Source organism: Pseudarthrobacter leeuwenhoeki, assembly GCF_055412885.1.
In genome coordinates this window covers 10,718-36,954 of the sequence record NZ_JBVAYY010000006.1, presented here as the reverse complement: position 1 = coordinate 36,954, position 26,237 = coordinate 10,718, and the positions used below count along the sequence as shown (strand labels likewise).

Sequence of the window (26,237 nt, the reverse complement as noted above, 5' to 3'; positions counted from 1 at the left end):
CTGCCGGGGCTGCCAGCGCGGACCATACTCACACCCCCGCTCCCACGACCACCGCTGCTGGGGCCGGATCCGTCGCCCTCACCTCGGCTGCCGTCCCCACACCGACTCTAGCTGCGCCGGCAGCTTCAGCTACTGTCCAGACCGAAGTGGCCGGCCCCACCCCCGGGGGAACGCCGTGGGCGACCGTTCCGGTCCCGGCCTCCACCGTGGAGCCGACGCCGGACCCCACCGTCCCAGCGATGCCGGTCCTCCCGACCGGGCCTGCGGTGCCCGCGCCCGAAGCCACCGCCCCGCCGGCGCCCCAAACCGAACCGGCGGCTCCGCCGACGACCCCGCCGGCTCCCACACCCGTGAGGGAGCCGGTCACCAGCCCGGCACCGACCCCCACTCCGACTAATCCGAGCCCGACGCCGTCGCCCGTTCCGGACCCGGCTGTGACGTACCCGGCTCCGGCATCCGTTCCAACCGTGCCCGTCGCCAATCCCGAGCCATTACTGCCCGTGACTGAGCCGGCCACGACTCCCACGAATCCGTCGCCCACGGCAACGGCACCAGCCGGCCCGGTAACAACGGACCCGCTGCCGGAAGAGCCCGCGGTCAAGAACGAGGTTCCGCCGTCCGAACCGGTGGTTCCGGTCGTGTTGGCCCCGGCGCCGGCTGCCGTTCCCCCGGACCCGGTCCCCACCGCAAAACCCGAGGTCCCCGCAGACTGCAACGTCACCCCGGATCGCCTGGCTGCGCTGCAGGAACCTGCGCCCGCACCCGCCATTGAGATCTTCGGGACCCCGCTGTACCTTCCGTCCCTGGACACCAATATCCGGCCGGGAGGGGACGGCCATCAAACGGAAAGCGCTCCCCCGGCAGGCGCCATCCCGAACGGCACCGTGCCGTCAGCACCTGCCCGCGACGACAGTCCCACACCCTGGCACAACGGGACAGGTCTGCCCGCTCCCGATTCCCTGCCCGCGGCTCCCGGCTCTGGATCCGGAAATACCTTCTCCTCCGGTGGTGGAGCCGCCGGTGGCGCCGCCTGGCTTCCAAACCCATACTTGGTCATTCCCACTGCCGGCGCTGATCCAATCCGTGGTCCGCTGCAGCACGTGCACTCAGCCGTCGCCGCTGACCCCGGATCCTCTCCTGACTAGTTAGCCGTCTCTGCACTCCACAGAGCACGGCCAATCGGGCTGCCCTGAGCGCCCGCCAACAGTCATTCAGGAGATTCCTCATGGACGGCACCGTCCGCTGCCGGTATTCCGGCGCCCCGTCTTGCCCTCTCGCTTCCCCCGCCCAAGAACGGACGCCTTCAGCGCCCGCGGCGCTGCACGCTGCCCCGGCGCGCCGCAAACCGGCCCCGCACCACGAGGAACGCCCGCCGTAGGGTCCCTCCCGTCTCCGCCAGGGTCTCGTGGGGCCGGAGCGAAGTCGTTGGGTCCGCTGGGGGACCCAACGGCCACCGCAGGCTCCGGAAAAGCAGTCCGTCGTTGGGTCCGCTGGGGGACCCAACGGCCACCGCAGGCTCCGGAAAAGCAGTCCGTCGTTGGGTCCGCTGGGGGACCCAACGGCCACGCAGGCTCCGGAAAAGCAGTCCGTCGTTGGGTCCGCTGGGGGACCCAACGGCCACCGCAGGACTCGCCAGCATCCAACCCCCTGCGGCCGCCGGTCCGCGGCCGCAGGGCAGGGAGCCGAAGCCCGTCCCGGTATCATTCTTGAGGGGCGCCGCCATGGCGCACGGGGAAGGAACGGGGACAGCGTGGAGATTAGTTCGCCCGATCGGGTAACGGCAGAGCTCTTGGGCGGCCGCTACCGGCTGGGGGAAGTGATCGGCCGGGGCGGAATGGCGTCGGTCTACAGCGCCAAGGACCTGAACCTCGGCCGCGACGTGGCCCTCAAACTCTTTGCCCCGCAATCCGCCGATCCTGACGAACTCCGGCGTCAGGAAGCCGAGATTGAACTCCTGGCTACCCTGAATCATCCGAGCCTGGTGACCCTGTTCGACGCCGGCACGGACACCCGCATCCCGGAGGAACCCCGGCCATTCCTGACCATGGAACTGGTGGACGGGCAGGACCTCCGGGCCCGGATCCGGCACAGCCCGTTGCCGCTGGCCGATATCGCGGTCATCGGAGCGGGAGTGTCGGACGCCCTGGCCTACGTGCATTCACTCGGTATCCTCCACCGGGACATCAAGCCGGCAAACATCCTGCTCGTTCCCGTCCGTCCCGGTGAGCCCCTGCGTCCGAAGCTCACCGACTTCGGGATTGCACGCATGGTGGACGGGACGCGGCTGACCACCACCGGCACCATGGTGGGGACCGCCGCGTACTTGAGTCCGGAACAATCCCGCGGCGCCAATCTGGGTCCGGCAACCGACATCTACTCCTTGGGGCTGGTCCTGCTTGAGTGCATCAAGGGTGAGCTTGAGTACCCCGGCAGTGCCGTGGAATCCGCCGTCGCGAGACTGCACCGGTCCCCGGCCGTCCCCGGTACCGTGCCCGTCGAATGGGCCAAGCTGATCCGGGCCATGACAGCCCAGGATCCCCTGGACCGTCCGTCCGCCGCGGACCTCGCACTGGCGCTGCGCCATGCCCTGGTCTCGCCCGAGTCACTCCCCGGGCTCCTCGCCGAAGAACGCACCCGCGTGCTGCCGGCCCCGCCGGCCCGTCCCCCGCTGCAATCCCCAGCCGGTGCGGGCGCCATCCGCGGCGCGATTGCCTCCCCGGATACCAGGGGCGGCGTGATCAACGCTACGCGGTCCCTGCATGCGCTGGACCCGGACGCGGTCACCACTCCACGGGTAAACCGTGGCCCGCTCCTGCCCCCGGCGGCCTCGCGCTTCCGGCAGGCCAGCCGCCGCGCCCAGGTCCTGCTGTCCCTCGCGCTGCTGGCGGTCATAACGGGTGCCGTCGCGGCCGCTGTCGCTCTCGCGGCACCTGAACCACCCGCCGTCGTCCCCTATCCGGCCGTGACCGGGGACCTGGGGCAGCACCTCCAAGAGCTGCAGAAGAGTGTGGACCCATGAACCTGACAAGCCCGCCGCCCCGGGGCGCCCGGCCCGGCGGCCGCCCGCACCGCTTCCGTCCGCTCCCCGCAGGTTGGCTCCTCGGCGCGGTCCTTCTCACCGGCACCCTGGCCAGCTGCTCCGCGGCGCCGGAGCTGGACCCTGATGCCGCCCGGCTGCTTCAAACCCAGGTCCTTGCCGTGACCGAAGCCGCCGCGGCGGATGATCCGGCCGCGTCGCTGAAGCGCCTCGACGAGCTCGTGCTGTCACTGGACGACGCGGCCGCCCGAGGCGGGGTGTCCTTCCAACGGCACCAGAGCATCCGGACGTCCGTCGATACAGTCCGCGCGGACCTCAACACCCGTCAGGCAGAAGCCGAAGCCGCCCGGGTTGCCGCGGAAGAGGAAGCGGCAGCGCAGGCCGCTGCAGCCGCCCAGGCCGAGGCCGCCGCGGCGGCGCCCCCGCCCGCCGTTGCGCCCGCGCCGCCGGCCGACAAGGCCCAAGACAAGGGCAAAGGCAAAGGTAAGGACGCGGACGATTAGTGACCTGGCGTGCCGGAACATCTCCGACAGCAGCAGCACGCCGCGCGGGTTTATTCTCCCGGAACCCAGAAAGACCGACCGGCCTCGGATGGGTGATGGTCAGGCTGAGCTGCCAGAACCGGCGGTCTTCCCTCGCGCCGTTCGCATCAGGCGCAGCGTGAATACGCCCAGCGCCAGCGACGCGATGTGCCCCGCGGCCCCGGGACGGGAGAAACATGGCGGGGGAAAACATGGGGAAAAGCAACGAGTGATCGCATAGGTTTTCCCTCGCCGTGATCACCGGGTCTCACTGCCAGCCCCGCAACCATGCATTTTCGTTTCTCCAGTGTGCCCGGGACCGCGGCTGATGCCGCCAGTTCAATCGGGCCCGGCCTGCAGGGTGACAGCCGCTCGGCCTCTCCGGACACCCGGTCGAGCCGGCACCACCGTGGTTCCTGACTCCTGGGGCCGGCTGAATGCGGTCAAGGATGTACACTCGGCCGTCGGGACGATCCCGGCAGTCGTGGTTCTCGTTGTGGTCCTCGGGGTAACGTTCTCGCCCTCCTGATCCTGTGGTTGCCGCGGCACCCGGTACGGCGATCACGGTGACTCAATGCGGGGGCGACGCCACAGGCGAAGGCCGTGAGCGAAGCGTTCCCAGGAGCTCACGCTGGCTCCCGTGCCGTGCACCCTCACCAAAGAATTCGCGTTGGGCATCACCCCGTGCAGACTGAAACCCCACTCAAGCCCGGGCTCCTGGTGCTGCGGCCGAAGCGCTGGCGGTGGTGGGCCCGGTCCCCTACCAGTTCATCGTCATACTCCTCCTGATGAGTCTCGGGCTGGCCTTTCCGGTGGCGGCGGGCCTCTTCGCATGGGCGGGGGCCTCGGATGAGCCGTCCGGTCCTTCTTTTCTAGACCCCGGTCGCCGGGAAGCGTTCCCACGCCCGGTGTGCGGCGAGCAACCCGGTGAGCTGCGCCACGACGTCGTCCGGCCCCTCCCCCAGGGCGATGCCCGCAGCGTCCCGGGTAATGCCCGCCCCGTCCAGGCACGCAGCTGCCGGCCCCCAGCCGCCAATTGCCTTGGCGTGCCGGAACATCTCCGCGAGCAGCAGCTCGACGCGCGGATCAAGCGACGCCCCCGGCTGGCCGGCCTTGGCATCCCGTCCCTGCGCTGCGTCCGGGGCCGGCCCGCCCGAAGCGGCAACCAGGACGGCGTCGAACTCGGTCGAGCGGGCGGTGAGGTAGGTCCGCTGGACCGGGATGCCGCCGTCGGCTCCGCCGAGGAAGCCTCCCGCCGGTGCGATCACGAGCGGTACGATCCCGGCCGCGTCAAGGGCGGCCCGGGCGGCCCGGACGGAGTCCAGGTCGCTGTCCGCATCGGCGATGATACCGACCACCCGGCCGGCCACCGGCCAGGAACCACCCATTTGGGAGAGCGCCGGGCTCGGGTCGGCGTCTTCCACGGACTCGCTGGCCCGCGGGGCGGGCATGCCGAGCCCGGAGGCCACCGCCGCGCACAGGGCGGGGTCGATGTTGGCCAGCGCCAGCAGCTGGCGCTGGCGGACGGTCTCCTCGCGGCACTTCCCGAGTTCGAAGGTGTACGCCTGGATCACGTGGTCCTGTTCCACGGGGGTCAGGCTGCGGAAGAACAGCCGCGCCTGGCTGTAGTGGTCATCGAAGGATGCGGGCGACTTCCGCTCCTTGACCGCGGCGGCGAGTTCCTCCGGCACGTCGATGAAGGCCCCGAGGTCGGCGCCGGCCAGGAACGGGCAGCCGCCGTCGAGCGAGTTCGGGTGGTACGGCGCCGCTCCCCCGTGCACCGCAGTCTGGTGCATGCCGTCGCGCAGCATGTCGTTGACGGGCGCGTGCGGCCGGTTGATCGGAAGCTGGCCGAAGTTGGGTCCGCCCAGCCGGCTGATCTGGGTATCGATATAAGAGAACAGCCTGACCTGCAGCAGCGGATCGTTGGTCACGTCGATGCCCGGAACGAGGTGGCCGGGGTGGAAGGCGACCTGCTCGGTTTCGGCGAAATAGTTCACCGGGTTGGCGTTCAGGGTCATGATCCCGATCGGCTGCACGGCGGCAAGTTCCTCCGGGACGAACTTCGTGGGGTCGAGCAGATCGATCCCCTCGAAGAACTCCTCCTCGGTGTCAGGGAAGACCTGCACGCCGAGTTCCCACTGCGGGTAGGCGCCTGCTTCAATCGCGTCCGCAAGATCGCGCCGGTGGAAGTCCGGATCCATGCCGTTGATGAGCTGGGCTTCCTCCCAGAGCAGCGAATGGACGCCCTGCTTCGGCTTCCAGTGGAACTTCACCAGGCTGGTCGCGCCCTCGCCGTTGACGAGGCGGAAGGTGTGGACGCCGAAGCCCTCCATGGTGCGGTAGGAGCGCGGGAGTGCACGGTCGGACATGTTCCACATGGTGTGGGCCTGGGCTTCGGTGTGCAGCGAGACGAAGTCCCAGAAGGTGTCGTGGGCGCTCTGGGCCTGCGGAATCTCGCGGTCCGGGTGCGGTTTTCCGGCGTGGATGATGTCCGGGAACTTGATGCCGTCCTGGATGAAAAAGACCGGGATGTTGTTGCCGACGAGATCGAAGGTGCCCTCGTCGGTGTAGAACTTGGTGGCGAAACCGCGGGTGTCCCGGACCGTGTCGGCCGAACCGCGGGAACCCAGGACGGTGGAGAAGCGGACGAAAACGGGCGTCTCGGCGTCCTTGGCCAGGAACCCGGCCCGGGTGATGTTCGACGCCGAACCGTAGGACCGGAAGACGCCGTGCGCTCCGGCACCGCGGGCGTGGACCACACGTTCGGGAATGCGCTCGTGGTCGAAGTGGGTGATCTTTTCACGCAGGTGGTGGTCCTGGAGCAGCACCGGGCCGCGACGGCCGGCCTTGAGCGAGTGGTCCGTGTCGGAGAGCCGGAGACCCTGGGCGGTGGTGAGGTAGGCGCCGGACTGTGCCCGTGAGTGCACCGGTGCGCCGGTGGGGCTGCCGGTCGGTGACACGGCCTCGGGCCCCTGCTGGTCAGGCTTGGGCGGAAGCGGCTCCCGGGGTGTGGTGGGCTCCTCCAGCGCGGGCGGTTCCACGGACACCGCACCGGGGATCTGGATGTTGCTCTCTGCTGGCATGTGATGACTCCTCAGGGTAGGCAACCTCGGCCCCGGACCGGCGGCCCTGCGGCGCCATTCGAAGCTAAGCTTGCTTAGTACCTTAGGTGACGGCGTCCTCCCAGGCAACAGCCACCCGGTGGCCGGACCCGAAAATGCCGAACGGCGCACCGCAAATCTGCGGTGCGCCGTTCGGGGTAGAACACAGTGCGGGGTAGAACACAGCGCGGGGTAACGCCATTCGTGGTAAGCCGCGGCCGGCAGGACGCCGGCATGGTGGGACTAACCCAGCATGGACAGTACGTCGCTGAACTTAGCCGAGGGCCGCATCGCCGCGGTGACCTTGGCTTCATCCGGGTGGTAGTAACCGCCGAGGTCCACCGGGGAGCCCTGGACTGCCAGGAGCTCGCCAAGGATGGCCTCCTCCGCGGAGTCCAGCGCGCCGGAGACGGCAGCGAACGCCGCGGCCAGCTCGGCGTCGTCGGCCTGCCGGGACAGTTCCTGGGCCCAGAACTTGGCCAGGAAGTAGTGGCTGCCGCGGTTGTCGAGCTCGCCGGCCTTGCGCTTCGGGGACTTGTCCTCCAGCAGGAAGGTGCCGGTGGCGCGGTCCAGGGTGTCGGCCAGGATCTGTGCACGGGCGTTGCCCGTGGACGTGGCAAGGTGCTCGAAGCTGACGGCAAGGGCCAGGAATTCACCCAGGCTGTCCCAGCGCAGATGGTTTTCCTTGAGCAGCTGCTGGACGTGCTTCGGGGCGGAGCCGCCGGCGCCGGTTTCGAAGAGGCCTCCGCCATTGATCAGCGGAACCACCGAGAGCATCTTGGCGCTCGTGCCCAGCTCCAGGATCGGGAAGAGGTCGGTGAGGTAGTCCCGCAGCACGTTGCCGGTCACCGAGATGGTGTCCTCGCCCTTGCGGATTCGCTCCAGGGTGAAGGCCGTGGCCTCCTCCGGGGACATGATGTCGATGTGCAGGCCCTCGGTGTCGTGCTCCTTGAGGTACTCTTCGACCTTCGCGATCATCTGGGCGTCGTGGGCGCGGCCCTTGTCCAGCCAGAAGATGGCCGGCATGGCGGAGGCGCGTGCGCGGGTGACGGCCAGTTTGACCCAGTCGCGGATCGGGACATCCTTGGTCTGGCAGGCGCGCCAGATGTCGCCCGGGGCGACCTGGTGCTCGATCAGCACGGTGCCGGCGTCGTCAACCAGCTGGACGGTGCCGGCGGACTGGATCTCAAAGGTCTTGTCGTGGCTGCCGTATTCCTCGGCGGCCTGCGCCATCAGGCCGACGTTCGGGACGGTGCCCATGGTGGTCGGGTCGAAGGCGCCGTGGGCGCGGCAGTCGTCGATGACGACCTGGTAGATGCTGGCGTAGCTGCTGTCCGGGAGGACGGCGAGCGTGTCGGCTTCCTCGCCGTCGGGGCCCCACATGTGGCCGGAGCTGCGGATCATGGCCGGCATGGAGGCGTCCACAATCACGTCGGAGGGGACGTGCAGGTTGGTGATGCCCTTGTCGGAATCGACCATGGCCAGCTCGGGGCCGTCGTCCAGGCCCTTCTTGATGGCCGCCTCGACGTCGCCGCGGATCTCCTCGGGGAGATCCTCAAGGCCGTTGATGATGGAGGCCAGTCCGTTGTTCGGGCTCAGGCCGGCGGCGGCGATCTGGGCGCCGTAGGTGTCGAAGAGCTCGGCGAAGTACGCCTTGACGACGTGTCCGAAGATGATCGGGTCCGAGACCTTCATCATGGTCGCCTTGAGGTGGGCAGAGAACAGCACGCCCTCTTCCTTGGCGCGGGCAACCTGGGCTGCGAGAAAAGCGTCCAGGGCGGCGGCGCGCATCACGGTGCCGTCGATGACCTCGCCCGCGAGCACGGGGAGGAACCGCTTGAGGACCTTGACCGTACCGTTTTCCTTAACCAGCTGGATCCTGACGTTTCCGTCAGCCTTGATGACCACGGATTCCTCGTTGGAACGGAAGTCATCAGCGTCCATGGTGGCGACGTTGGTCTTGGACTCGGCGGTCCAGGCGCCCATACTGTGCGGGTTCTGCCGGGCGTAGGCCTTGACCGAGAGCGGGGCGCGGCGGTCGGAGTTGCCTTCACGCAGCACCGGGTTGACGGCGGAGCCCTTGATCTTGTCGTAGCGGGAGCGGATGTCCGTCTCTTCGTCAGAGGAGGGGCTGTCCGGGTAGTCCGGGAGTGCGTAGCCCTGGCCCTGGAGTTCCGCGATGGCGGCCTTCAACTGCGGCGTCGAGGCGCTGACGTTCGGCAGCTTGATGATGTTGGCTTCGGGCTGCTTGACGAGGCTGGCAAGTTCGGCCAAGGCGTCAGTGACGCGCTGTTCTGCGGTGAGGTAGTCGCCGAACGCGGCGATGATGCGGCCGGCCAGCGAAATGTCGCGGGTCTCCACTTCCACACCGGCCGTCGAAGCGTAGGCTTCAACTATCGGCAAAAACGAATGGGTGGCCAGCATCGGCGCTTCGTCGGTGTGGGTATAGATAATTTTTGCCATTGCTCGGGCGTCTCCCTGAAGGTCTGGGTATTTCCGGAATTTTCTGCCAATTCAACACCCCCAACTTACCCGAGGGAGGAGGGTTGCCGCCTACAGGCGTCGTACGCCCCGGACTCCGTGACGTCGGCAACGTACTGTGACAAGAATTGACAACATCCTTTACAGGACAGTCAAAGTCCCGTAGTTTCATTCCCATCACAGCGGCCACCACCGGCGGCCGTCCCGCTTTTCACCGGTTAGGACAACCATGAGAACTCCGAAGACTCTGGCCACCAGCCTCCTCAGCCTCTCAGCGGCGGCACTGCTGGCTCTGGGCGCCGCGGGCGCCGCGGGCGCGGCCCCGGCATCCGGCGATGCGCCGGCGGAAACGTCGGGGGTCAGCAGCCACACCGTCGTCGAGACCGGCGGAGCGCAGTACTGGACGGAAGAACGGATGCGCAGCGCCATCCCCGGCGATGTGCTCGCAGGCAGGGCCATGCTGAAGAGCGCCAATTCCAAGGCCGCTGTGCACCGTCCGGCTGAAGCGGGAGCACCGACCACCGTCGAGTACCAGGCACCGAGCCTGCAGGCGACGGAAGTCCAGATCAAGGCGAACGCGAGTGAAACCCCGGTCAAGCACGTCGGCAAGGTCTTCTTTACCCTGGGCGGCTCCAACTACGTCTGCTCCGGCAACTCGGTCTCCTCCACGAACAAGAGCACTGTTTCCACGGCCGGGCACTGCCTCAACGAGGGCCCCGGGGCTTTCGCCACCAAGTTCACCTTCGTCCCGGCCTACCTCGACGGCGCCGCGCCCTACGGCAAGTGGACGGCCCAGTCCCTCCACGCCCCGACCCAGTGGAGCTCCGGCGGCGACATGACCTACGACACCGGCTTCGCAGTCATGAACCCGCTCAACGGCCAGACGCTTGCAGACGTTGTGGGTGCCTCGGGCCTGGAGTTCAACGCCCCCCGCGGCCTCAGCTACAAGGCGTTCGGCTACCCCGCGGCACGGCCCTTCGACGGTGAGTCCCTGAAGAGCTGCACCGGCACCGCCACGAACGATCCCTACAACCCGGATTTCAACACCCAGGGCGTCCCCTGCAACATGACCGGCGGATCCTCTGGCGGTCCGTGGTTCATCGGTTCCAGCTCCACCGGGTACCAGAACTCGGTCAACAGCTACGGCTACGGCAGCAGGTCCACCACGATGTACGGCCCGTACTGGGGCTCCGTCATCCAGCAGGCCTACAGCACCGCGGCCGCTTCCTAGGCGGACACTTCCCGCACCCGGCAACACGCAAAACCAGCGCAGGGTCCCTTGAGGCCCATCTCCAGCAGCGGGGATGGGCCCGCGTGGCCCTGCGTTGGCGTGTGGTCAGCGGCCGGGGCCGGGCGGCACGCGCCGGCACTACGGGACATGTCCCCCCGCCGACCCGGGACATGCCCACCCCACAGACCTGGCACTGGGCATAATCCCACTATGCCCAGTCCCTGGCTCAAAGAATGAGCATGTCCCCGGGGTGAGTGTTAGTGGGAGAGGGCAAGGGCCCCGTGCGGCCGGTGGCTCCGAGCAATGCACTCCTCAGGGTGTCTCCTTGCTGGCCGGGGCGGGCTGCCAGATTTCGCGTTCCCGGTGGGCGAAAGCGGCGAAACTGATTGGGTCACGGCCCAGGACCTGACGAACAGTGCCGGACAGGCCGCCAGCCAGTCCGAGCCGGGCTGTGGTGTAGATGGCCGCGGTGACAAAGGCCATTCCCCAAGGCATTCCGAGGGCTCGGCGGGCGTGCCCAAGGTAGCGGAAGATCCCGGGCCGGGCATACCGGATGGGACGGCCGAGCTCGTCAGCCAGGATCCGGGCGACTTGTTCGTAGGTCAGCGCTTCGTTCCCGGTCACAGTCCACGCGGTGTTGCGGTGCGCGGCGGGATCCAGCAGCGCTGCGGCGCCGACGGCGCCGACGTCCTCGCAGTCAACGAACGCGGTCGCGCCACGGCCGGCGGGAACCACGATCTCGTCGCGGTCGCGGATATCGGTCAGGTGCGTAGTGGAGAGATTTTGGTGGAAGAAGGAAGCTCGCACGAACGTCCAGGCGGCACCGGAGGCGCGGAGCCACGCTTCGATGGCAGCGTGCGGGACGGCCTTGTTCTTCTCCGCACCCTGGAGGGACAGGAACACCATCTGTTCGACCCCGCGGGCGCGCGCGTACTCAAGGGCAGGAATGATCTGCGTCTTCGGCTTGCCCAGATGCGGCGGACGCAGGAGAAACATCTGGCGGACCCCGTCGAACACGCCAGGCCAGGTCAACTCGTCGGTGAAATCGAGGGCAACGGCTTCAACCCGCTGCCCGAACATCCGCCTCACCGACTCCGTGCTGCGGCCGGCGGCACGGACTCTTCGCCCTGCAGTCAGCAGCTGCTCCACCACGACCCGGCCGACATTGCCCGTGGCCCCGGTCACCAGGATCACCTCATCCGCCATCACGCGCCTTCCTTTCTGCTGACCTTGAGGCTAACAAACCCGCACCGTCGTGTCGGCTGGGCCAGCCGCCCCAAGCTCCCTGCCGCCAACGCTGGTCGGCAGGTGGACCCCCGCCGCCTCGTTCCAGGGGCTGGACGTTTCAGTAGTGGCGTCCCGATCGTTAAGGCCATACCGCCACAGGACATGTCCCCCGCAACACCCAGAGCCTGGACATAATCCGAATATGCCCAGTCCCTGGCTCAAAGAATGAGCATGTCCCCGGCCCGTGACCCCGCGCCCGACACTGGTCCTCCCCGCACCAGGGGACATGTCCCCCGCCAGGCTCAGAGCCTGGACATGATCCCACTATGACCACCCGCATGCACGAAAAATGGACATGCCCTCCGGTAAAGGGAGGGCATGTCCATTCGTGGCGAAGCCCGGCGCGCGGAGCCCCGCGCGGGGACTGAGTGCGGCCCCTTAGTGGAAGAAGTGCCGGGCGCCGGTGAAGTACATCGTGATGCCCGCGGCGTTGGCCGCGGCGATGACTTCCTCATCCCGGACGGATCCGCCGGGCTGGACGACGGCGCGGACGCCGGCGTCGATCAGGATCTGCAGTCCGTCGGCGAACGGGAAGAACGCGTCCGACGCCGCCACGGCGCCGCGGGCACGCTCCGGGGCTCCGCTGGCGTCGGCGTTGGAGGCACCACCGGCGCCCTCCACCTCTGAGCTCACCGACACGCCCAGCGAGTTGGCCCGCTCGACGGCGAGCTTGCAGGAATCGAGCCGGTTGACCTGGCCCATGCCGATGCCCACGGCGGCACCGTGGTTGGCCAGCAGGATGGCGTTGGACTTGGCGGCTCGGCAGGCGGTCCAGGCGAAGGCGAGATCGGCCAGGGTGTCGGCGTCGGCGGCCTCACCGGCGGCGAGGGTCCAGTTGGCGGGGTTGTCGCCCTCGGCGTCGACCCGGTCCGACATCTGCACCAGCACACCGCCGGACACCTGCCGGATTTCGGAGGGGTAGCGGCCGTAGCCCTCGGGCAGGGCGAGGAGGCGGATGTTCTTCTTCTTGGACAGGATCTCCACGGCCTCGTCCTCGAAGCCCGGGGCAATAACGACCTCCGTGAAGATGCCCGCAACGGTCCGGGCCATGCCGGCGGTGACCGTGCGGTTGGCCGCAATCACCCCGCCGAACGCGGAGACCGGGTCGCAGGCGTGCGCCTTGGCGTGCGCATCCGCGACCGGGTCCGCTGCGGAAGCCGAACCCACGGCCACGCCGCAGGGATTGGCGTGCTTGATGATCGCGACGGCGGGCCCGGCGAAGTCGAACGCGGCGCGCAGGGCCGCGTCGGCGTCGACGAAGTTGTTGTAGCTCATGGCCTTGCCGTGCAGCTGGTCGGCCTGCGCGATGCCGGCCGGGGCGGCCTTGTCCACGTAGAGGGCGGCCTGCTGGTGCGGGTTTTCGCCGTAGCGGAGCACCTCGGAGCGCTCGAGCGCCAGGCCGGCGTAGGCGGGCCAGTCAATGACGCCGTCGCCGTCCTCGTCGAGGAACTGGCCCGCGGTCCAGCTGGCCACGGCGGTGTCGTAGGTGGCGGTGTGCGCGAAGGCTTTCGCGGCGAGCCGGCGTCGGGCCTTCAGGTCGAAGCCGCCGGAAGCGGCGGCAGCAACGACGTCGTGGTACGAGGACGGGTCCACCACAATGGCGACGGCGGCGTGGTTCTTCGCGGCCGAGCGCACCATCGCGGGCCCGCCGATGTCGATCTGCTCAACGACGTCGTCCTGCGCAGCGCCCGACTTCACGGTCTCCACGAACGGGTAAAGGTTCACCACCACGAGGTCGAACGGTTCGATGTCCATCGACGCGAGCATGTCCATGTGCGCCGGGACGCGGCGGTCGGCGAGGATACCGCCGTGGACGCGCGGGTGCAGGGTCTTCACGCGGCCGTCCAGCATTTCCGGGGAGCCGGTGACTTCCTCGACTTCCTGCACCGGGATGCCGGCGGCGGCGATCTTCTTGGCGGTGGAGCCGGTGGAGACGAGCTTGACGCCGGCGTCGTGCAGGCCCCTCGCCAGCTCCTCCAGACCGGTCTTGTCGTAGACCGAAATCAGCGCCCGGCGGATGGGGACACGGTCGATGGATACACGGTCAGGCTGCGTGAAGCTCACAAAAAGTCTCCGTCATATGTCGCGGCAGGGCCGCGGGTGGTGGGATGCGGCCAGTTTATCGCGTCAGCGCGCCGGGCCTTCCCGCGCGCCGGAGTATGAAGAGGACCGCACCGGAGGGCGCGGCCACGTAGAGTTTTCCCTGGAGGCTGAGAAATGAACACGTACACCACTGTGCCCAGCGGCGAACAGGTGGTCCAGGAACTGCCGTGGCGTTGGAAGGTGCAGGGCCGGATCTTCCTGATCGGCGGCCTGGGCTTTATGTTCGATGCCTGGGACGTCACACTCAACGGCATCCTGATTCCGCTGCTGTCCAGGCACTGGTCCCTCACCCCGGGCGAGGCCGCCTGGATCGGGGCCTCGAACCTGATTGGCATGGCTCTGGGCGCCTTCATCTGGGGCACCATCGCAGACACCATCGGGCGCAAGAAGGCCTTCACGGCCACGCTGCTGATCTTCTCGATCTTCACCGTGCTGGGCGCTTTCTCCCCCGATTTTCTCTGGTTCGTTGCGTTCCGTTTTATGGCCGGCTTCGGCCTGGGCGGGTGCATCCCGGTGGACTACGCACTGGTGGGCGAGTTCACGCCCCGCAAACAGCGCGGCAGGGTCCTCACCGCAATGGACGGCTGGTGGCCGATCGGGGCCGCGCTGTGCGGTTTCGTGTCAGCCGGGCTCGTGGCCCTGTACGGGGACTGGCGGCTGACCATGCTGGTGATGGTGCTGCCGGCGCTGCTGGTGTTCTGGGTCCGCCGCAGCGTTCCTGAATCCCCGCTGTTCCTGATCCGCAAGGGCAGGCGGGACGAGGCCGCCAAGGTGATCGATGACCTCGTCGCGGCGACCGGGGCCGAGCCCCGCGTCTACAGCCTGCCCGAGGCGCAGGACGCGCCGCGGCTCTCCGCCGGCAGCGCCTGGACCCAACTGCGCCTGCTCTGGCAGTACGACTGGAAGATCACGACGGCGGCCTGGTCCCTGTTCTTCAGCATCCTGCTGGTCTATTACCTGTCGCTGACCTGGATGCCGCGGATCCTGATCGGCGCCGGCTTCGAGGAGTACAAGGCCTTCCTCACCACAGCCTCCATGGCAGCCGTCGGGCTCCTGGGCGTGGTGGTTGCCGCGCTGTTGGTGGAGCGGGTGGGCCGGAAGTGGATCCTGGCCATTACCGGCCCGCTGTCCGCACTGACCCTCGTGATCGTGGCGATCGTGGTGGACATCCCGACGGCGGCCGTGTTCTGGCTGCTCGTGTTCGGCTTTGTGGTGCAGGTGGCCATCCCGGTGCTTTACGCCTATGTTTCCGAGCTGTATCCGACAGAGCTGCGCGGCTCGGGCTTCGGCTGGGCCTCGACGTTCTCCCGGCTCGGCGCCGGCTTCGGTCCGCTGGTCTTCGCGGCGTTCCTCTGGCCGGAACTGGGCCTCGCGACCTCGTTCGCCATCGCCGGGGTGCTGGTGCTGGTGAGTGTGCTGTGGATGGTGTTCTTCGCCCCCGAGACCAAGCAGCGCCACCTCTCATAGGAGTCTGCCTGCCCCGCCCTCCCCTGCGGTTGCGCTATCACTTTTGGTGCTTCTGAGGGGCTCAGAGGCACCAAAAGTGATAGCGCAACGGGGTGTTCAGGCGCGGGTGGACTCGGCGCGGGTGTTCTAGCCAGCGGCGGGCGTCTGCGCGGCGGCGAGGGACGCCAGCGTCGAGACCAGGAGCCGGCGCTCGACCACCTTGATCCGTTCGTGCAGGGACTCCTCGGTCTCGCCGTCCGCGATCGCCACGGCTTCCTGCGCGATGATCGGGCCCGTGTCCACCCCGGCGTCGGCCCAGTGCACCGTGCAGCCGGTGACCTTGACGCCGTACGCCAGCGCGTCGCGGACCCCGTGCGCGCCCGGGAACGAGGGCAGCAGCGCCGGGTGGGTGTTGAGGTATTTGCCGCCGAACGCGTCGATGAAGTCCGCGCTGACGATCCGCATGAACCCTGAGGACACGACGACATCGGGTGCGTACGCGGCCACCGCGTCGGTGAGCGCGGCGTTCCAGGCTGCCCGGTCCGGGTAGGCCTTGAAATCCACCACGAACGTCGGGATTCCTCCGGCGGCCGCGCGCTCCACCCCGTAGGTTCCGGGCCGGTCCGCGCCCACGGCCGCGATCTCGACGTCGAGCCTGCCTTCTTTTACGGCGTCGATGACGGCCTGGAGGTTGGAGCCGGTGCCGGAGACGAGGACTACGATGCGCATTGTCCTACCTTAGGTGGCCGCTCGCGTAGGCTGGAAACCATGAATCCCCCGAACGACTCCGCCGGCAGTAAAGGCGGCCAGCCGCAAGGCCAGCACCCGCTCAGCGACGCGGCCAAAGCCTCGCAGGCCAAGACCCATATTCTGTTCCGCAGCTTCATTGTGGCGGTTCTGGGGTCGTTCTTCGTCTACCAGCTGGACATCAGTTACCTCTGGCTGAGTGCACTCCTGACGGCGGCCGGCATTGTGCTGGGCATCATGGTGCTGGTCCGGTACGCCAAGTTCAAGGAATCCAAGTTCGTGCTGTTCGGGACGATCTCCGGGTTGGTGGTCCTGGCCGTGCAGGTGCTGCTGCTCCTGACCTCGGCGCTGTTCTTCAACCAGGTCCGGGACTACCAGCAGTGCAGCCGCCAGGCCCTCACCCAGCAGGCCGCCTCCAAGTGCCAGACCCAGCTGGAACAGTCCCTGCCGCAGTTCCGCTAAAAGCAGGGCCGCGTCACAGGGACGCCGTCTCCAGGTCCGCTTCGCGCAGGTTCTGCCGGCGTTCCAGCCATGGTCCTGCGGCGTAACCGATCACGACGCCGATCGCCACCTCCGCGGCCACGAACAGTGCCGTCCGGAGCGGGTCGGGTCCGATCTCCGTGAGCCGTCCGATCCCTGCGGAGCCGTTCGCCAGCCAGGCCAGGCCCGCTGCCATCAGCCCGGCGACGCTGCCGACCATCACACCGAGCGCCAGGGTGGAGACCGTGGCAGTGAACCAGCGCGCGCGGAACTTGATGGAGAGCCACTCGTCGAGGTGGTTTTCGCCTTCGCGCAGGAACCACCAGCCCGCGAGGGTTCCGGCGAGGACCGGCACCACGAGCGCGGCCACAGCGAAGTCCAGCTGGCCGGCCGGCAGGGCCGCGAACACCGGGATCGACGGGAGCGGCCCGACGGCGGTGCCGAGCGCCCCGGTCTGGGAGCCGACGCCCAGGCCCACGCCCGCACCGGAGATCCAGGCGAGCGCGAACACCGCCAGGTTGGGCAGGAAGCCGAGCTGCGCAATGGTGAGCATGGCACCTCCTGTCGCTCCGGCGTCGACCGCTTCATAGACCGCAACCACAAGGTTCCAGTGGATGAAGAACGTGGCGGCGAGCAGCACGCAGGACATCGCCAGGCTGGCCATCAGCGCCACGAAGCCGGCTTTCACCGCGGACCCCAGGTAGGAGCCGGCCCAGCGCGAATGCTGGCTGGTGCGGGAAAGCCAGGCGACGGCGTCGACGCCGATCAGGCGGCTCCAGGAGCCTGCCTCGCGGCGAACGCCGATCACCATGCCGAGCCCGACCGGGACCAGCGGGATGAGGGCGGCGGACCACAGTCCCACGCCGACGTCGTCCGTGCGGCAGACGAAGCCGGTGGTCAGACCGAATGCGGCGTACATCAGCCAGGAGCCGAGCAGCGCCTGCCAGAGCTGGTCCGTGTACGAGGCCCGGGCCAGCCGCCGGCCGGCGCGCCAGGCCAGCAGGAACGGGATCAGGGTGAGCCCCAGCGGGGTGAGCGACAGGACGCCGGCCTGGGAAGGGGCCGCGGCGCCCACGCCCACGACGTCCAGCAGCAGCGGGACGCCGTGGATCAGCAGCCAGGCCTGGCCGGCGAGGCGGGCCAGTGCGTCGGGTGAGCCGTTCAGGAAGCCGGCCGTGGCCCACACGGCGAGAATCGGCGCGGCCACCACCAGTGCGGAGATCATGGCTGCCACTGCGGACTCAAAGGCTCCCTGGAGCCACAAGGGCATCGGAAGTCCACGTTCCCCGGTCTGATCAGCGCGCAGTTTCATCGTGTTCCATGGTGCCACGTGCCGGGGTTCCTGCCCGCTCCGACAGGCTCAACCAGCCGATTTGGCATGGATTGTGCGCGTGTCGCGAGTTGCGGGGAAGAATTCAATTGCCGACCTTGCCGGTGCTTTTTTCGCTCCTCCGCCGTAAAATTGGATTGTCGCACTCAGTGGTTGGAGGCAGAACAATGACCACCGCATCTCCACATGCACACGGCGTTCACTTCGGGCGGACTGATGTCCAGAACGTCGGCATGGGTGCAGGTATCGTCCTGATAGTCGTGGGCATCCTGGGGTTCATCCCGGGCATCACCACGCAGTACAGCGAATTGGCGTTCCTGGGACCGGCTTCCTCGGCCATGTTCCTGGGCGTGTTCCAGGTATCGATGCTGCTGAACATCGTTCAGCTCGCGATCGGCGCCACCGGCCTGGCCATGTCCCGGGACAACCCCATGGGCGCCCGGAACTTCCTGATGGGCTTTGGCCTGCTGTACATCGTTCTTAGCGTCTACGGACTCATCGTTGGTCTGGACTCGGCGGCTAATTTCCTGTCGCTGAACACCATGGATGTCTGGGCTTTCATGATCATAGGCGTAGCAATGGTAGGCGCCGGTTGGCTGATGTCGAGGCATCTGGCTGACGACGCAAAGACCCGGTAAGTTAACAACCGGGAAAAAGGGAGCCGCGAATGAGTAACGTTTCATAGCATTCTGAAAATTCGTACTACCTGCTGGTGCAGTCGCCCCGCGGAAACGCAGCGGCTGCACCAGCCCTCTCTGTGCGGGGGCTCGGCGGGGGCTTGTGCGGGTGCTTGTGCGGGTCTGGGGCTACGGAGCGGCCAAAATGCCGCCCATTCACCACAAATGGCCGCTACGTTCGACCCGCCCCCGCCCATTCACCACAAATGGCCGCTACGTTCGACCCGCCCCCGCCCATTCACCACAAATGGCCGCTACGTTCGACCCGCCCCCGCCCCTTCACCACGAATGGCCGCTACGAACCCCCGGATAGCGGCCACTTGCGTCAGATCCCCGCCCGCATGTTCAGTCACGTAAGCCGCAGCGCGCACGGCCATGGCCGTGGCCGGCTGGCCTGGGCGAAGGCACGACGGAGGAACTTAGGCGTCATTGAGGTCGAGGCCCTTGGTCTCCGGGAGCTTGAACACCGCGAACGTCGTGACGAGGCACAGCACGATGATGTAGACGCTGGAGAGCCAACCCAGGCTCAAACTGTTGAAGAGGGCGTTCAGATACGGTGCCGTCCCGCCGAAGATCGCTACCGACAAGGAGTAGGCAAAGCCGATGCCTTGGGTTCGGATCTTCGTGGGGAAATTCTCTGACAGCACGGCAGCGAGCATTGCCCCCGGGACGGCGACGATGCACAGGGCCAGGGTGGCGGCGACGGCGAGCGTCCAGCCGTCGTTCGTGATCATGCCCATCAGCGGAAACTGCATGGCGACCATGGCCAAGGCGGATCCGATCAGCAGGGGCCGGCGCCCGATCCGGTCCGAGAGCCGCCCCCAGAACGGCAGGGTGATGAGGGCAATCGATTGTGCGATCACGGAGGCCCAATACGCGGTCTGGGGATCCATCCCGCGCTGCGTGATGGCGAAAGTCGAGGCATAGGACGTCCACGTGTAGTGGGCAGCGGTGATGCCGGAGGTCATGGCGATCATGAGCAGGACGGCACGAATAACGGCCTTGCGCGGGATCGGTGCAGTCTCGGTGGCCGCTGCTTTGGCTTCGAAGACGTCGCTTTCCTCCATACCCCGGCGCAGGTACAGCGCAGCCAGTGCCAGCACGGCTCCGAACAGGAAGGGGATGCGCCATCCCCATTGGGCCACGCCCGCGGTGCCCAAGACACTGGTCACGCCGCCGCCCACAACGTAGGCCAGCACCGAGCCGCCAAATATGGCGACGAAAACAATGCTTCCCCACTGCCCGCGTTTGGCCGGAGGTGCGATCTCGGCGATGTAGGTGTTGGCCGTGGCGGACTCGCCGCCGTGGGCAAAGCCCTGGGCGACCCGGGCCAGAAGCAGGAGAACGGAGGCCCAGATTCCCACTTGGCCGTAGGTCGGCATCAGCCCGATGAGGAGCGAGCCGCCAGCCATGATCAGCATGGTGGTGATCAACACGAATTTGCGCCCGCGCTTGTCCGCGATCCGGCCGAACACGATGCCGCCCAGTGGGCGCATCAGGAAGCCCACCGCGAAAACGGCCAAGGTGGAGAGCAGTGCGGAGACAGGGTCCTTGGAGTCGAACATCGCCGCCGCAATGAAGGGCGCAAAGACGGCGTAGGCGCTCCACTCGTACCACTCCAGGACGTTGCCAACGGTGCTGGCGAACATTGAACGCCGTTTGGAGCGTTCATCGGGACGAAGCTGTTGCTGCGGCCCGGAGGGCGGGGCAGCCTCAAGTCGGATGGTGCTATCCATGGTCGTTCCTTCCCTACTGCGCTGTATGAGGAATTCGGGTTCTGAGGCAATGCCTGAAGAGACCGTGGCGCCGGTGGCGGCCACAGCTCAGGAGCGAACGGCCCTCGGGGGGCGATCCGCCGAGGCAGACTTGGGGCGATCCGCCGGGGCAGACTTGGGGCGATCCGCCGGGGCAGACTTGGGGCGATCCGCCGGGGCAGACTTGGGGCGGTCCCGGGGCAGGCTTGGGGCGGTCCCGGGACGGGCTTACTTCAGCCGGGTCGCGAGCTGTTCGGCGACGTCGAGCAGTTGCGGCACACCCTGTTCCATGGATGCGCCGAACCCGGTGTCGCCCGGACGTTCCCCGCGCAGCCAGCGGGTATAGATCGCCTCGCTGAAGATCGCTGCTTTCCACAGGGCCAGGGCCTGGTACCAGGGCAGGGGCGTGAGGTCGAGGGACATCCGCTCCTGGTACCGGTCGATCAGTTCCTGCCGTCGAAGGTACCCGGGAAGCCGCGTGACCGGCGTCAGTTCCATCGTGGTGAACGCCCCGTCCGCGTCGGTATAGGTCGCGGTCAAGTAGCCGAGATCGGCCAGCGGGTCCCCCAGCGTGGCCATTTCCCAATCGAGCAACGCGGCCACGCGCGGCGGCCCGTCCGGGGCGAACATCAGGTTCCCGGTGCGGTAGTCGCCGTGGATTAACGAATCGCGCTGGCTTTCCGGACGGTTCTCCTCAAGCCATGACGCCAGGCGTCCGACGGCGGGCAGGTCCCGTGTGGTGTTACCGTCCCACAGCGAGGCGAACCGGGCGACCTGGCGTTCGAGGTAGCCCTGGGGCCGGCCGAGCCGGGCGATCTCGCCGCTGGACACGTCCAGGGAGTGCAGGTCCGCGAGGGTGTCCACCACCGCCTCACTCGTTGCCCGGCGTGATTCCAAGGCGTCGAGGTGCGGGGGGACCGTGTCGGTGAGGACCGTGCCGTTGAGGTATTCCATCACGTAGAACGGAACGCCGAGGACGGAGTCGTCCTCGCACACCGCCAGGATCCGCGGAACGGGCATGCCCAGCGGTGCCAGCGCCAGCTGGATCCGGGCTTCGCGCACCATGTCGTGGGTGGACCTGGGCAGCGGCGGCCGGGGTCCGCGGCGGAGTACGACGTCGGTCCCGTCCCGGCGGATCCGGAAGGTCACGTTGGACTGGCCGTCCCCGATCCGTTCCCACTCCAGGTCACCGGACCCCAGCCCGGCTCCGTCCAGGAAGTCGCGGACGTTGTCCAGGATGAGCAGCGGCGGCCTGGTGAGCGAGGCAGCCTGGGCCTCGCTGTCGACGACCTCGGGCTCGACGGTTCCCGTGACCTCCGCGGGCATCATGATGCGGCTCCGTCGGGGAACCGGGCGGTGCCCAGGAACTGTTCGCCCGCGGCGACCGCGCGGCGCCGCTGCGACGAGGCGCGCCGGGAGATGGCCCACTTGTGGGTCTCGTTGGCGCCGTCGTAAATCCGGAACGGACGGACTTCGGCGGCGTACTGTGCCAGCGGCAGCCCGTCGGAGACACCGTCGCCTCCGCACAACTGGATGGCACGGTCGATGACGCGGAAGACGGCCTCGGAGCAGTGCACCTTGGCGATTGAGGACATCGCGGAGCCGGCCTTGGGATCGGAGACCAGAAGGGCCGCGGTCTTGGTGATGATTGCGTCCGAGGTTTCGATGTCGATCACGGACTGGGCGATCATTTCCTGGGCGATGCCGAGCTGGGCAATACGTGACCCGAATATTTCCCGGGTGTCGGTGCGGTCCAGGGCGATGTCCAGCGAGCGCCGGGCCAGGCCGAGCCAGCGCATGCAGTGCGTGAGCCGGGCCGGTCCCAGCCGGACCTGGGCGTACTTGAAGCCGAGGCCGACTTCGCCGAGCACCGCCTCCGGTCCAACCACAACGTCGTCGAAGTGCAGGTTCGGGTGGCCGCCGGCGATGGTCCGGTCACCCGTGTGGATCGGGTTGCCCAGCCGGACGCCCCGGGCGTCCATGTCCACCAGGAACATCGTCGCGCTGTCCGTGTCCGTCGCGGAATCCGGTGTCCGTGCCATGACGATCGCGAATCCGGCGTGCTCAGCCCCGCTGGTGAAGCGCTTGTTTCCGGAGATGGTCCAGGAATCACCGTCGCGGGTCGCCGTCGTCAGCAGCCCCGCGGGGTCCGATCCCGCGCCCGGGTGGGGCTCGGTCATGCCGAAGCAGGAGAACGTCTCACCAGCCGCGAGCGGTGCAAGATAGCGCTTCTTCTGCTCCTCGGTGCCGATGATGTTCAGCATGTGCATGTTTCCCTCATCGGGCGCCATGCAGTTGAGGACGGCCGGCCCGATCGGGGAGTAGCCGGCTTCCTGGAAGATCGGGGACCACTGGTCCACCGGCAGGCCCTGGCCGCCAAAGGAGACAGGGACGTGCGGGGCGAAGACGCCGGCGGCTTTGGCGGCTTCGCCGAGTTCGCGGCGAAGAGCTTCGGTCATGCATTCACCCGGCCGCGGCTCGGCAGGGATCACGACGCTGCGGATGAAATCACGGGTGCGCAGCCGGAGGTCTTCGGCAGCGGGAGGCAGGGCGGTTTGGTTCATGGGAGGTCCTTTCGGGCCGGAAGGGCTGGACGGCTGCAACGCCGAAGTGGGGCGCTGCACCGCTGGAGCGGACAGCGGGTGTTAGGCGGTGCCGCCGGCGGTCGTCAGACCGCCGTCGACCGTGAGGATCTGGCCGGTGATCCAGTCAGCGTCCGGGGAGGCGAGGAACGCGACAGCGGAGGCGACGTCCTCGGGGACACCGAGCCGTTTGAGCGGGTATTGCCCGGCGACTTCCGCTTCCTTTCCCTCGTAGAGCGCCTTCGCGAACTGGGTCTTGACCACGGCGGGGGCGACGGCGTTGACGCGGATTTCGGGACCGAGTTCGACGGCGAGGGTGCGGGTCAGGTGGGATACCGCCGATTTGCTGATGCCGTAGAGCCCGATTCCCTCGGCAGGAGTGTCACCGGTGACTGAGGAAATGTTCACAACGCAGCCGCCGCGGTCCCGGAATCCCAGCCCCGGATGGGACAGTGCGCCCTGCACCCAGGAGAGGGTTCCGAGGACGTTGACGTTGAAGACCTTGCGTGCGGCGTCGAGGTCGAGCCCGGCCAGCGGTCCGTAGACCGGGTTGATGCCGGCGTTGTTGACCAGGATGTCCAGGCCACCGGTCTCGCGCGCAATCAGCTCCAGGACGGCCTGCTGATGTCCGGCGTCGTCCGCTTTTCCTGCGACACCAAACGCGGTGCCGGCGGGGAAGGAGTCGACGGCCTCGTCGAGGGTTTCCTGCGTCCTGGCCGTCAGGATGACCCGTGCGCCTTCCGCCGCGAGCCGGCGGGCGATGGCCAGGCCGATGCCCCGGCTGGATCCGGTCACCAGGGCAGTCTTGCCGTCGAGCCGGTGAGGGATGGTGGGTTGGGTTTCGTTCTGTCCGGTCACGTTCAGTCCTTCAGGTTCAGGCCGCGGAGTTCCCGCCGCTGGATCTTGCCGGTGTGCGTTTTGGGTAGATCATTCAGAATGTGGAGCCGGTGCGGATACTGGCAGGCCGCCAGGCCAACCCCCGCTGTTGACGTTCGACGCCGAGAACGTCAGTTTCTTCGTTGGACAAAGGACGGTGAAGCTTTTTGTGACCTAGCCTACTTTACCGAGCGCTCGCTCGGTTCCGTTTAATATAATGTAGATACACAACGACGGCAAGGGGTCACGGGGATATGGGCGGACATCGTGTCACGGATTCATCGGCGCCGGCTGCGGCAACGGGAACGCCGCACCCGGAGGCTGCGAGCGCCGATGGAGGGTGGCAGGATTTCTCGCCGTCCACACTCCGCCCGGTTCTGGCAGCAGCCTTGGCCTGCTTCATGGAAAACGGCTACCACGGGACGACGATCCGCCAGGTTGCGACCCGGGCAGGGCTGTCCGTTCCGGGCCTCTACCACCACTTCCCGTCCAAGCAGGCGCTCCTCGTGGCCCTCGACGCCGAGTCCATGAGTGAGCTGTGGAGCCGAAGCACTGCAGCCCTGGCCGACGGCCCGCAGTCGATCCTGGACCGGTTTGACCGGCTGGTCCGCTGCCTTACCCTGGTCCACGCGCACCGGGGGGAACTCGCCTTCATCGCCCTGAGCGAGATCCGCAGCCTGGAGGGATCCGCGCGCACTGAACACATTGCGGCCCGCGACCGCCAACAGGCCCTCCTCAGCGGGATCATCGACGAAGGCGTGGCCGCCGGCATCTTTGACGCGCCCCACCCCCGCGAGACCAGCCGCGCCATCACCACCATGTGCACCGGCGTCGCCCAGTGGTACCGGATAGATGGCGAACTGACGCCCGAGGAACTTGCGGACCGCTACGGCCGGCTCTGCCGGCTGACCGCAGGGGCAGCCGCCGGCCGCTGAGGGAGCCCGCCCGGACTCCTGCGAGAATGGCCAGATGACCGCCATCATCCTGGGCTGGAACCCGGACCGCTGGAATGACTGGAACTATGCCGCCGCCGTGAATCGCGTGGCCGTGACCGGGCTGCACCTTCAGCGCTGGAGCGTGGGCGGCCCCGGGGGCATCGCGGCGGGCACCGACGCCTGGCTGCTCCTGCAGGGTGACCACGGTCGGGGACTTATTGGCCACGGAGTCGTGGTCTCGGAGCAGCCCGAAGCCGTCCCGCACTCGCTCATGCCAGCTGACGCAGCCCCGGCTGAGGCCCCGATGTATGTGCAGGTGGCCTTCGACGCCCTCCTGCCGCCCGGGGAGCAGATCGCCGTCGGGGTTCTTACCGAGGCGATGCCGGGGGTCCCGTGGGACGTTGATGGTGCCGCCCTGCTGAGCGTTGATCCAGCCGGGGAAGCAGCGATCCGGGCCCTGTGGCGCGACGTCGGGCCTCCGCCAGACCCGGATCCCACCCGCCCCGGCCCCGGAACCTACCCGCAGGACGCGGTCACCCGGGTCGTGGTGAACCGCTACGAACAGGACCCCGACGCGCGGCGGGCCTGCCTTGCGCACCACGGCAGCGGCTGCGCGGCCTGCGGGTTCTCGTTCGAGGAGAGCTACGGCGAGATTGGCATGGACTTCATCCCGGTACACCACCTCGTCCCGGTCTCCCAGCTCGGCAGCAGCTACCAACTAGATCCCCTCACCGACCTCGTCCCGCTGTGCGCCAACTGCCACGCCATGGCGCACCGGGACGTGGGCACTCCGCGGACCGTGGCCGAGCTGCGCCGGATCATCGCCGACGCCGGGTTCCTCCGCGGTGCGATCGTCACCGCCGACCAGCTCGAGGCCCAGCGGCTGGCCCGGGAGCTCCTGGGACCGCAGTAGGTCCGCGAGCTCCCGGGACCGCCGCGCCAGGTCCGCGAGTTCCTGGAACCGCCGTAGGCCCCCAGGGCGCCGGGACCGCCGCGCCAGGTCCGCCCGTTTGCCGCATATGGCCGCCAACCGGGGTGGACATGCTCATTTTTCGCTGCACCGAGCGGGCATATGGGGATTATGTCCAGTCCCTGGCCCGGACGGAGGGCATGTCCAGTGGGCGGGGTGGCCCCGCAGCAGGTCCGCGACCTCCTGGGACCGCGCCAGGTCCGCCCGTTTGCCGCATATGGCCGCCAACCGGGGTGGACATGCTCATTTTTCGCTGCACCGAGCGGGCATATGGGGATTATGTCCAATCCCTGGCCCGGACGGAGGGCATGTCCAGTGGGCGGGGTGGCCCCGCAGCAGGTCCGCGACCTCCTGGGACCGCGCCAGGTCCGCCCGTTTGCCGCATATGGCCGCCAACCGGGGTGGACATGCTCATTTTTCGCTGCACCGAGCGGGCATATGGGGATTATGTCCAGTCCCTGGCCCGGACGGAGGGCATGTCCAGTGGGCGGGGTGGCCCCGCAGCAGGTCCGCGACCTCCTGGGACCGCGCCAGGTCCGCCAGTTTGCCACATATGGCCGCCAACCGGGGTGGACATGCTCATTTTTCGCTGCACCGAGCGGGCATATGGGGATTATGTCCAATCCCTGGCCCGGACGGAGGGCATGTCCAGTGGGCGGGGTGGCCCCGCAGCAGG

At 68.0% G+C, this 26,237-nt stretch carries 19 protein-coding genes; 8 read left to right on the top strand and 11 right to left on the bottom strand.

What is annotated here, in order from left to right; genetic code table 11:
* Positions 1–28: 28 nt before the first annotated feature.
* Positions 29–721, bottom strand: a complete 693-nt coding sequence (locus ACZYX4_RS06490) for a hypothetical protein (RefSeq protein ID WP_463874624.1) — start codon at positions 719–721, stop codon at positions 29–31.
* A gap of 1,113 nt (positions 722–1,834) precedes the next feature.
* Between ACZYX4_RS06490 and ACZYX4_RS06485 the strand changes: the two genes are divergently transcribed.
* Together ACZYX4_RS06485 and ACZYX4_RS06480 are read left to right on the top strand one after the other, a co-directional pair.
* Positions 1,835–3,019 carry a serine/threonine-protein kinase gene (locus ACZYX4_RS06485; protein ID WP_463874819.1) on the top strand — a complete coding sequence of 395 codons (1,185 nt, stop codon included), beginning with the start codon at positions 1,835–1,837 and terminating at the stop codon, positions 3,017–3,019.
* Positions 3,016–3,540 carry a mucin-associated surface protein gene (locus tag ACZYX4_RS06480; RefSeq protein ID WP_463874623.1) on the top strand — a complete coding sequence of 175 codons (525 nt, stop codon included), beginning with the start codon at positions 3,016–3,018 and terminating at the stop codon, positions 3,538–3,540. The genes ACZYX4_RS06485 and ACZYX4_RS06480 overlap by 4 nt, the downstream gene beginning before the upstream one ends.
* Before the next feature lie 890 nt (positions 3,541–4,430).
* Here ACZYX4_RS06480 and ACZYX4_RS06475 read toward each other — a convergent pair.
* Positions 4,431–6,644: a catalase gene (locus ACZYX4_RS06475; protein ID WP_463874622.1), complete on the bottom strand. Its 2,214-nt coding sequence runs from the start codon at positions 6,642–6,644 to the stop codon at positions 4,431–4,433.
* Between the two features lie 261 nt (positions 6,645–6,905).
* Complete coding sequence (locus tag ACZYX4_RS06470) at positions 6,906–9,125, bottom strand: NADP-dependent isocitrate dehydrogenase (RefSeq protein ID WP_463874621.1); 2,220 nt, start codon at positions 9,123–9,125, stop codon at positions 6,906–6,908.
* Between the two features lie 247 nt (positions 9,126–9,372).
* Here ACZYX4_RS06470 and ACZYX4_RS06465 point away from each other — a divergent pair, with 247 nt between their 5' ends.
* Positions 9,373–10,374: a trypsin-like serine peptidase gene (locus ACZYX4_RS06465; RefSeq protein WP_463874620.1), complete on the top strand. Its 1,002-nt coding sequence runs from the start codon at positions 9,373–9,375 to the stop codon at positions 10,372–10,374.
* 312 nt (positions 10,375–10,686) lie between these two features.
* On the opposite strand, the gene ACZYX4_RS06460 is transcribed toward ACZYX4_RS06465, so the two are convergent.
* The gene (locus ACZYX4_RS06460) at positions 10,687–11,580 is read right to left on the bottom strand and encodes an NmrA family NAD(P)-binding protein (RefSeq protein ID WP_463874619.1); all 894 of its coding nucleotides are present in this window, start codon (positions 11,578–11,580) and stop codon (positions 10,687–10,689) included.
* A 459-nt stretch (positions 11,581–12,039) separates the two neighbouring features.
* The gene (gene purH, locus ACZYX4_RS06455) at positions 12,040–13,725 is read right to left on the bottom strand and encodes a bifunctional phosphoribosylaminoimidazolecarboxamide formyltransferase/IMP cyclohydrolase (protein ID WP_463874618.1); all 1,686 of its coding nucleotides are present in this window, start codon (positions 13,723–13,725) and stop codon (positions 12,040–12,042) included.
* A gap of 153 nt (positions 13,726–13,878) precedes the next feature.
* Between purH and ACZYX4_RS06450 the strand changes: the two genes are divergently transcribed.
* Positions 13,879–15,231, top strand: coding sequence for an MFS transporter (locus ACZYX4_RS06450; protein WP_463874617.1), 1,353 nt, complete (start codon positions 13,879–13,881; stop codon positions 15,229–15,231).
* Between the two features lie 126 nt (positions 15,232–15,357).
* Here the strand turns inward: ACZYX4_RS06450 and purN are convergent, their stop codons facing one another.
* Positions 15,358–15,939 carry a phosphoribosylglycinamide formyltransferase gene (gene purN, locus ACZYX4_RS06445; RefSeq protein WP_463874615.1) on the bottom strand — a complete coding sequence of 194 codons (582 nt, stop codon included), beginning with the start codon at positions 15,937–15,939 and terminating at the stop codon, positions 15,358–15,360.
* A 39-nt stretch (positions 15,940–15,978) separates the two neighbouring features.
* Between purN and ACZYX4_RS06440 the strand changes: the two genes are divergently transcribed.
* Positions 15,979–16,419 carry a hypothetical protein gene (locus tag ACZYX4_RS06440; RefSeq protein ID WP_463874613.1) on the top strand — a complete coding sequence of 147 codons (441 nt, stop codon included), beginning with the start codon at positions 15,979–15,981 and terminating at the stop codon, positions 16,417–16,419.
* A gap of 13 nt (positions 16,420–16,432) precedes the next feature.
* Here ACZYX4_RS06440 and ACZYX4_RS06435 read toward each other — a convergent pair whose 3' ends face one another.
* Positions 16,433–17,749, bottom strand: a complete 1,317-nt coding sequence (locus ACZYX4_RS06435) for a cell division protein PerM (RefSeq protein ID WP_463874612.1) — start codon at positions 17,747–17,749, stop codon at positions 16,433–16,435.
* Between the two features lie 185 nt (positions 17,750–17,934).
* On the opposite strand from ACZYX4_RS06435, the gene ACZYX4_RS06430 reads away from it, so the two are divergent.
* Positions 17,935–18,405, top strand: coding sequence for a DUF4383 domain-containing protein (locus tag ACZYX4_RS06430; RefSeq protein WP_463874610.1), 471 nt, complete (start codon positions 17,935–17,937; stop codon positions 18,403–18,405).
* A 458-nt stretch (positions 18,406–18,863) separates the two neighbouring features.
* On the opposite strand, the gene ACZYX4_RS06425 is transcribed toward ACZYX4_RS06430, so the two are convergent.
* The 4 genes from ACZYX4_RS06425 to ACZYX4_RS06410 all read right to left on the bottom strand — a co-directional run bounded on the left by ACZYX4_RS06425 (position 18,864) and on the right by ACZYX4_RS06410 (position 23,638).
* Positions 18,864–20,180, bottom strand: a complete 1,317-nt coding sequence (locus ACZYX4_RS06425) for an MFS transporter (protein WP_463874608.1) — start codon at positions 20,178–20,180, stop codon at positions 18,864–18,866.
* A 246-nt stretch (positions 20,181–20,426) separates the two neighbouring features.
* Entirely contained in the window at positions 20,427–21,527 is a 1,101-nt protein-coding gene (locus tag ACZYX4_RS06420) for a phosphotransferase family protein (RefSeq protein WP_463874606.1), read from the bottom strand.
* The gene (locus tag ACZYX4_RS06415; RefSeq protein ID WP_463874605.1) at positions 21,524–22,762 is read right to left on the bottom strand and encodes an acyl-CoA dehydrogenase family protein; all 1,239 of its coding nucleotides are present in this window, start codon (positions 22,760–22,762) and stop codon (positions 21,524–21,526) included. Before ACZYX4_RS06415 ends, ACZYX4_RS06420 begins: the two co-directional genes overlap by 4 nt.
* Positions 22,763–22,843: 81 nt before the next feature.
* Positions 22,844–23,638: an SDR family oxidoreductase gene (locus tag ACZYX4_RS06410; protein WP_463874603.1), complete on the bottom strand. Its 795-nt coding sequence runs from the start codon at positions 23,636–23,638 to the stop codon at positions 22,844–22,846.
* A 407-nt stretch (positions 23,639–24,045) separates the two neighbouring features.
* Here ACZYX4_RS06410 and ACZYX4_RS06405 point away from each other — a divergent pair, with 407 nt between their 5' ends.
* Positions 24,046–24,591: a TetR/AcrR family transcriptional regulator gene (locus tag ACZYX4_RS06405; RefSeq protein WP_463874818.1), complete on the top strand. Its 546-nt coding sequence runs from the start codon at positions 24,046–24,048 to the stop codon at positions 24,589–24,591.
* Positions 24,592–24,625: 34 nt separating this feature from the next.
* Positions 24,626–25,504 (top strand): HNH endonuclease, encoded by an 879-nt coding sequence (locus tag ACZYX4_RS06400; RefSeq protein WP_463874601.1) that lies wholly within the window; start codon positions 24,626–24,628, stop codon positions 25,502–25,504.
* The last annotated feature ends 733 nt before the right edge of the window (positions 25,505–26,237 follow it).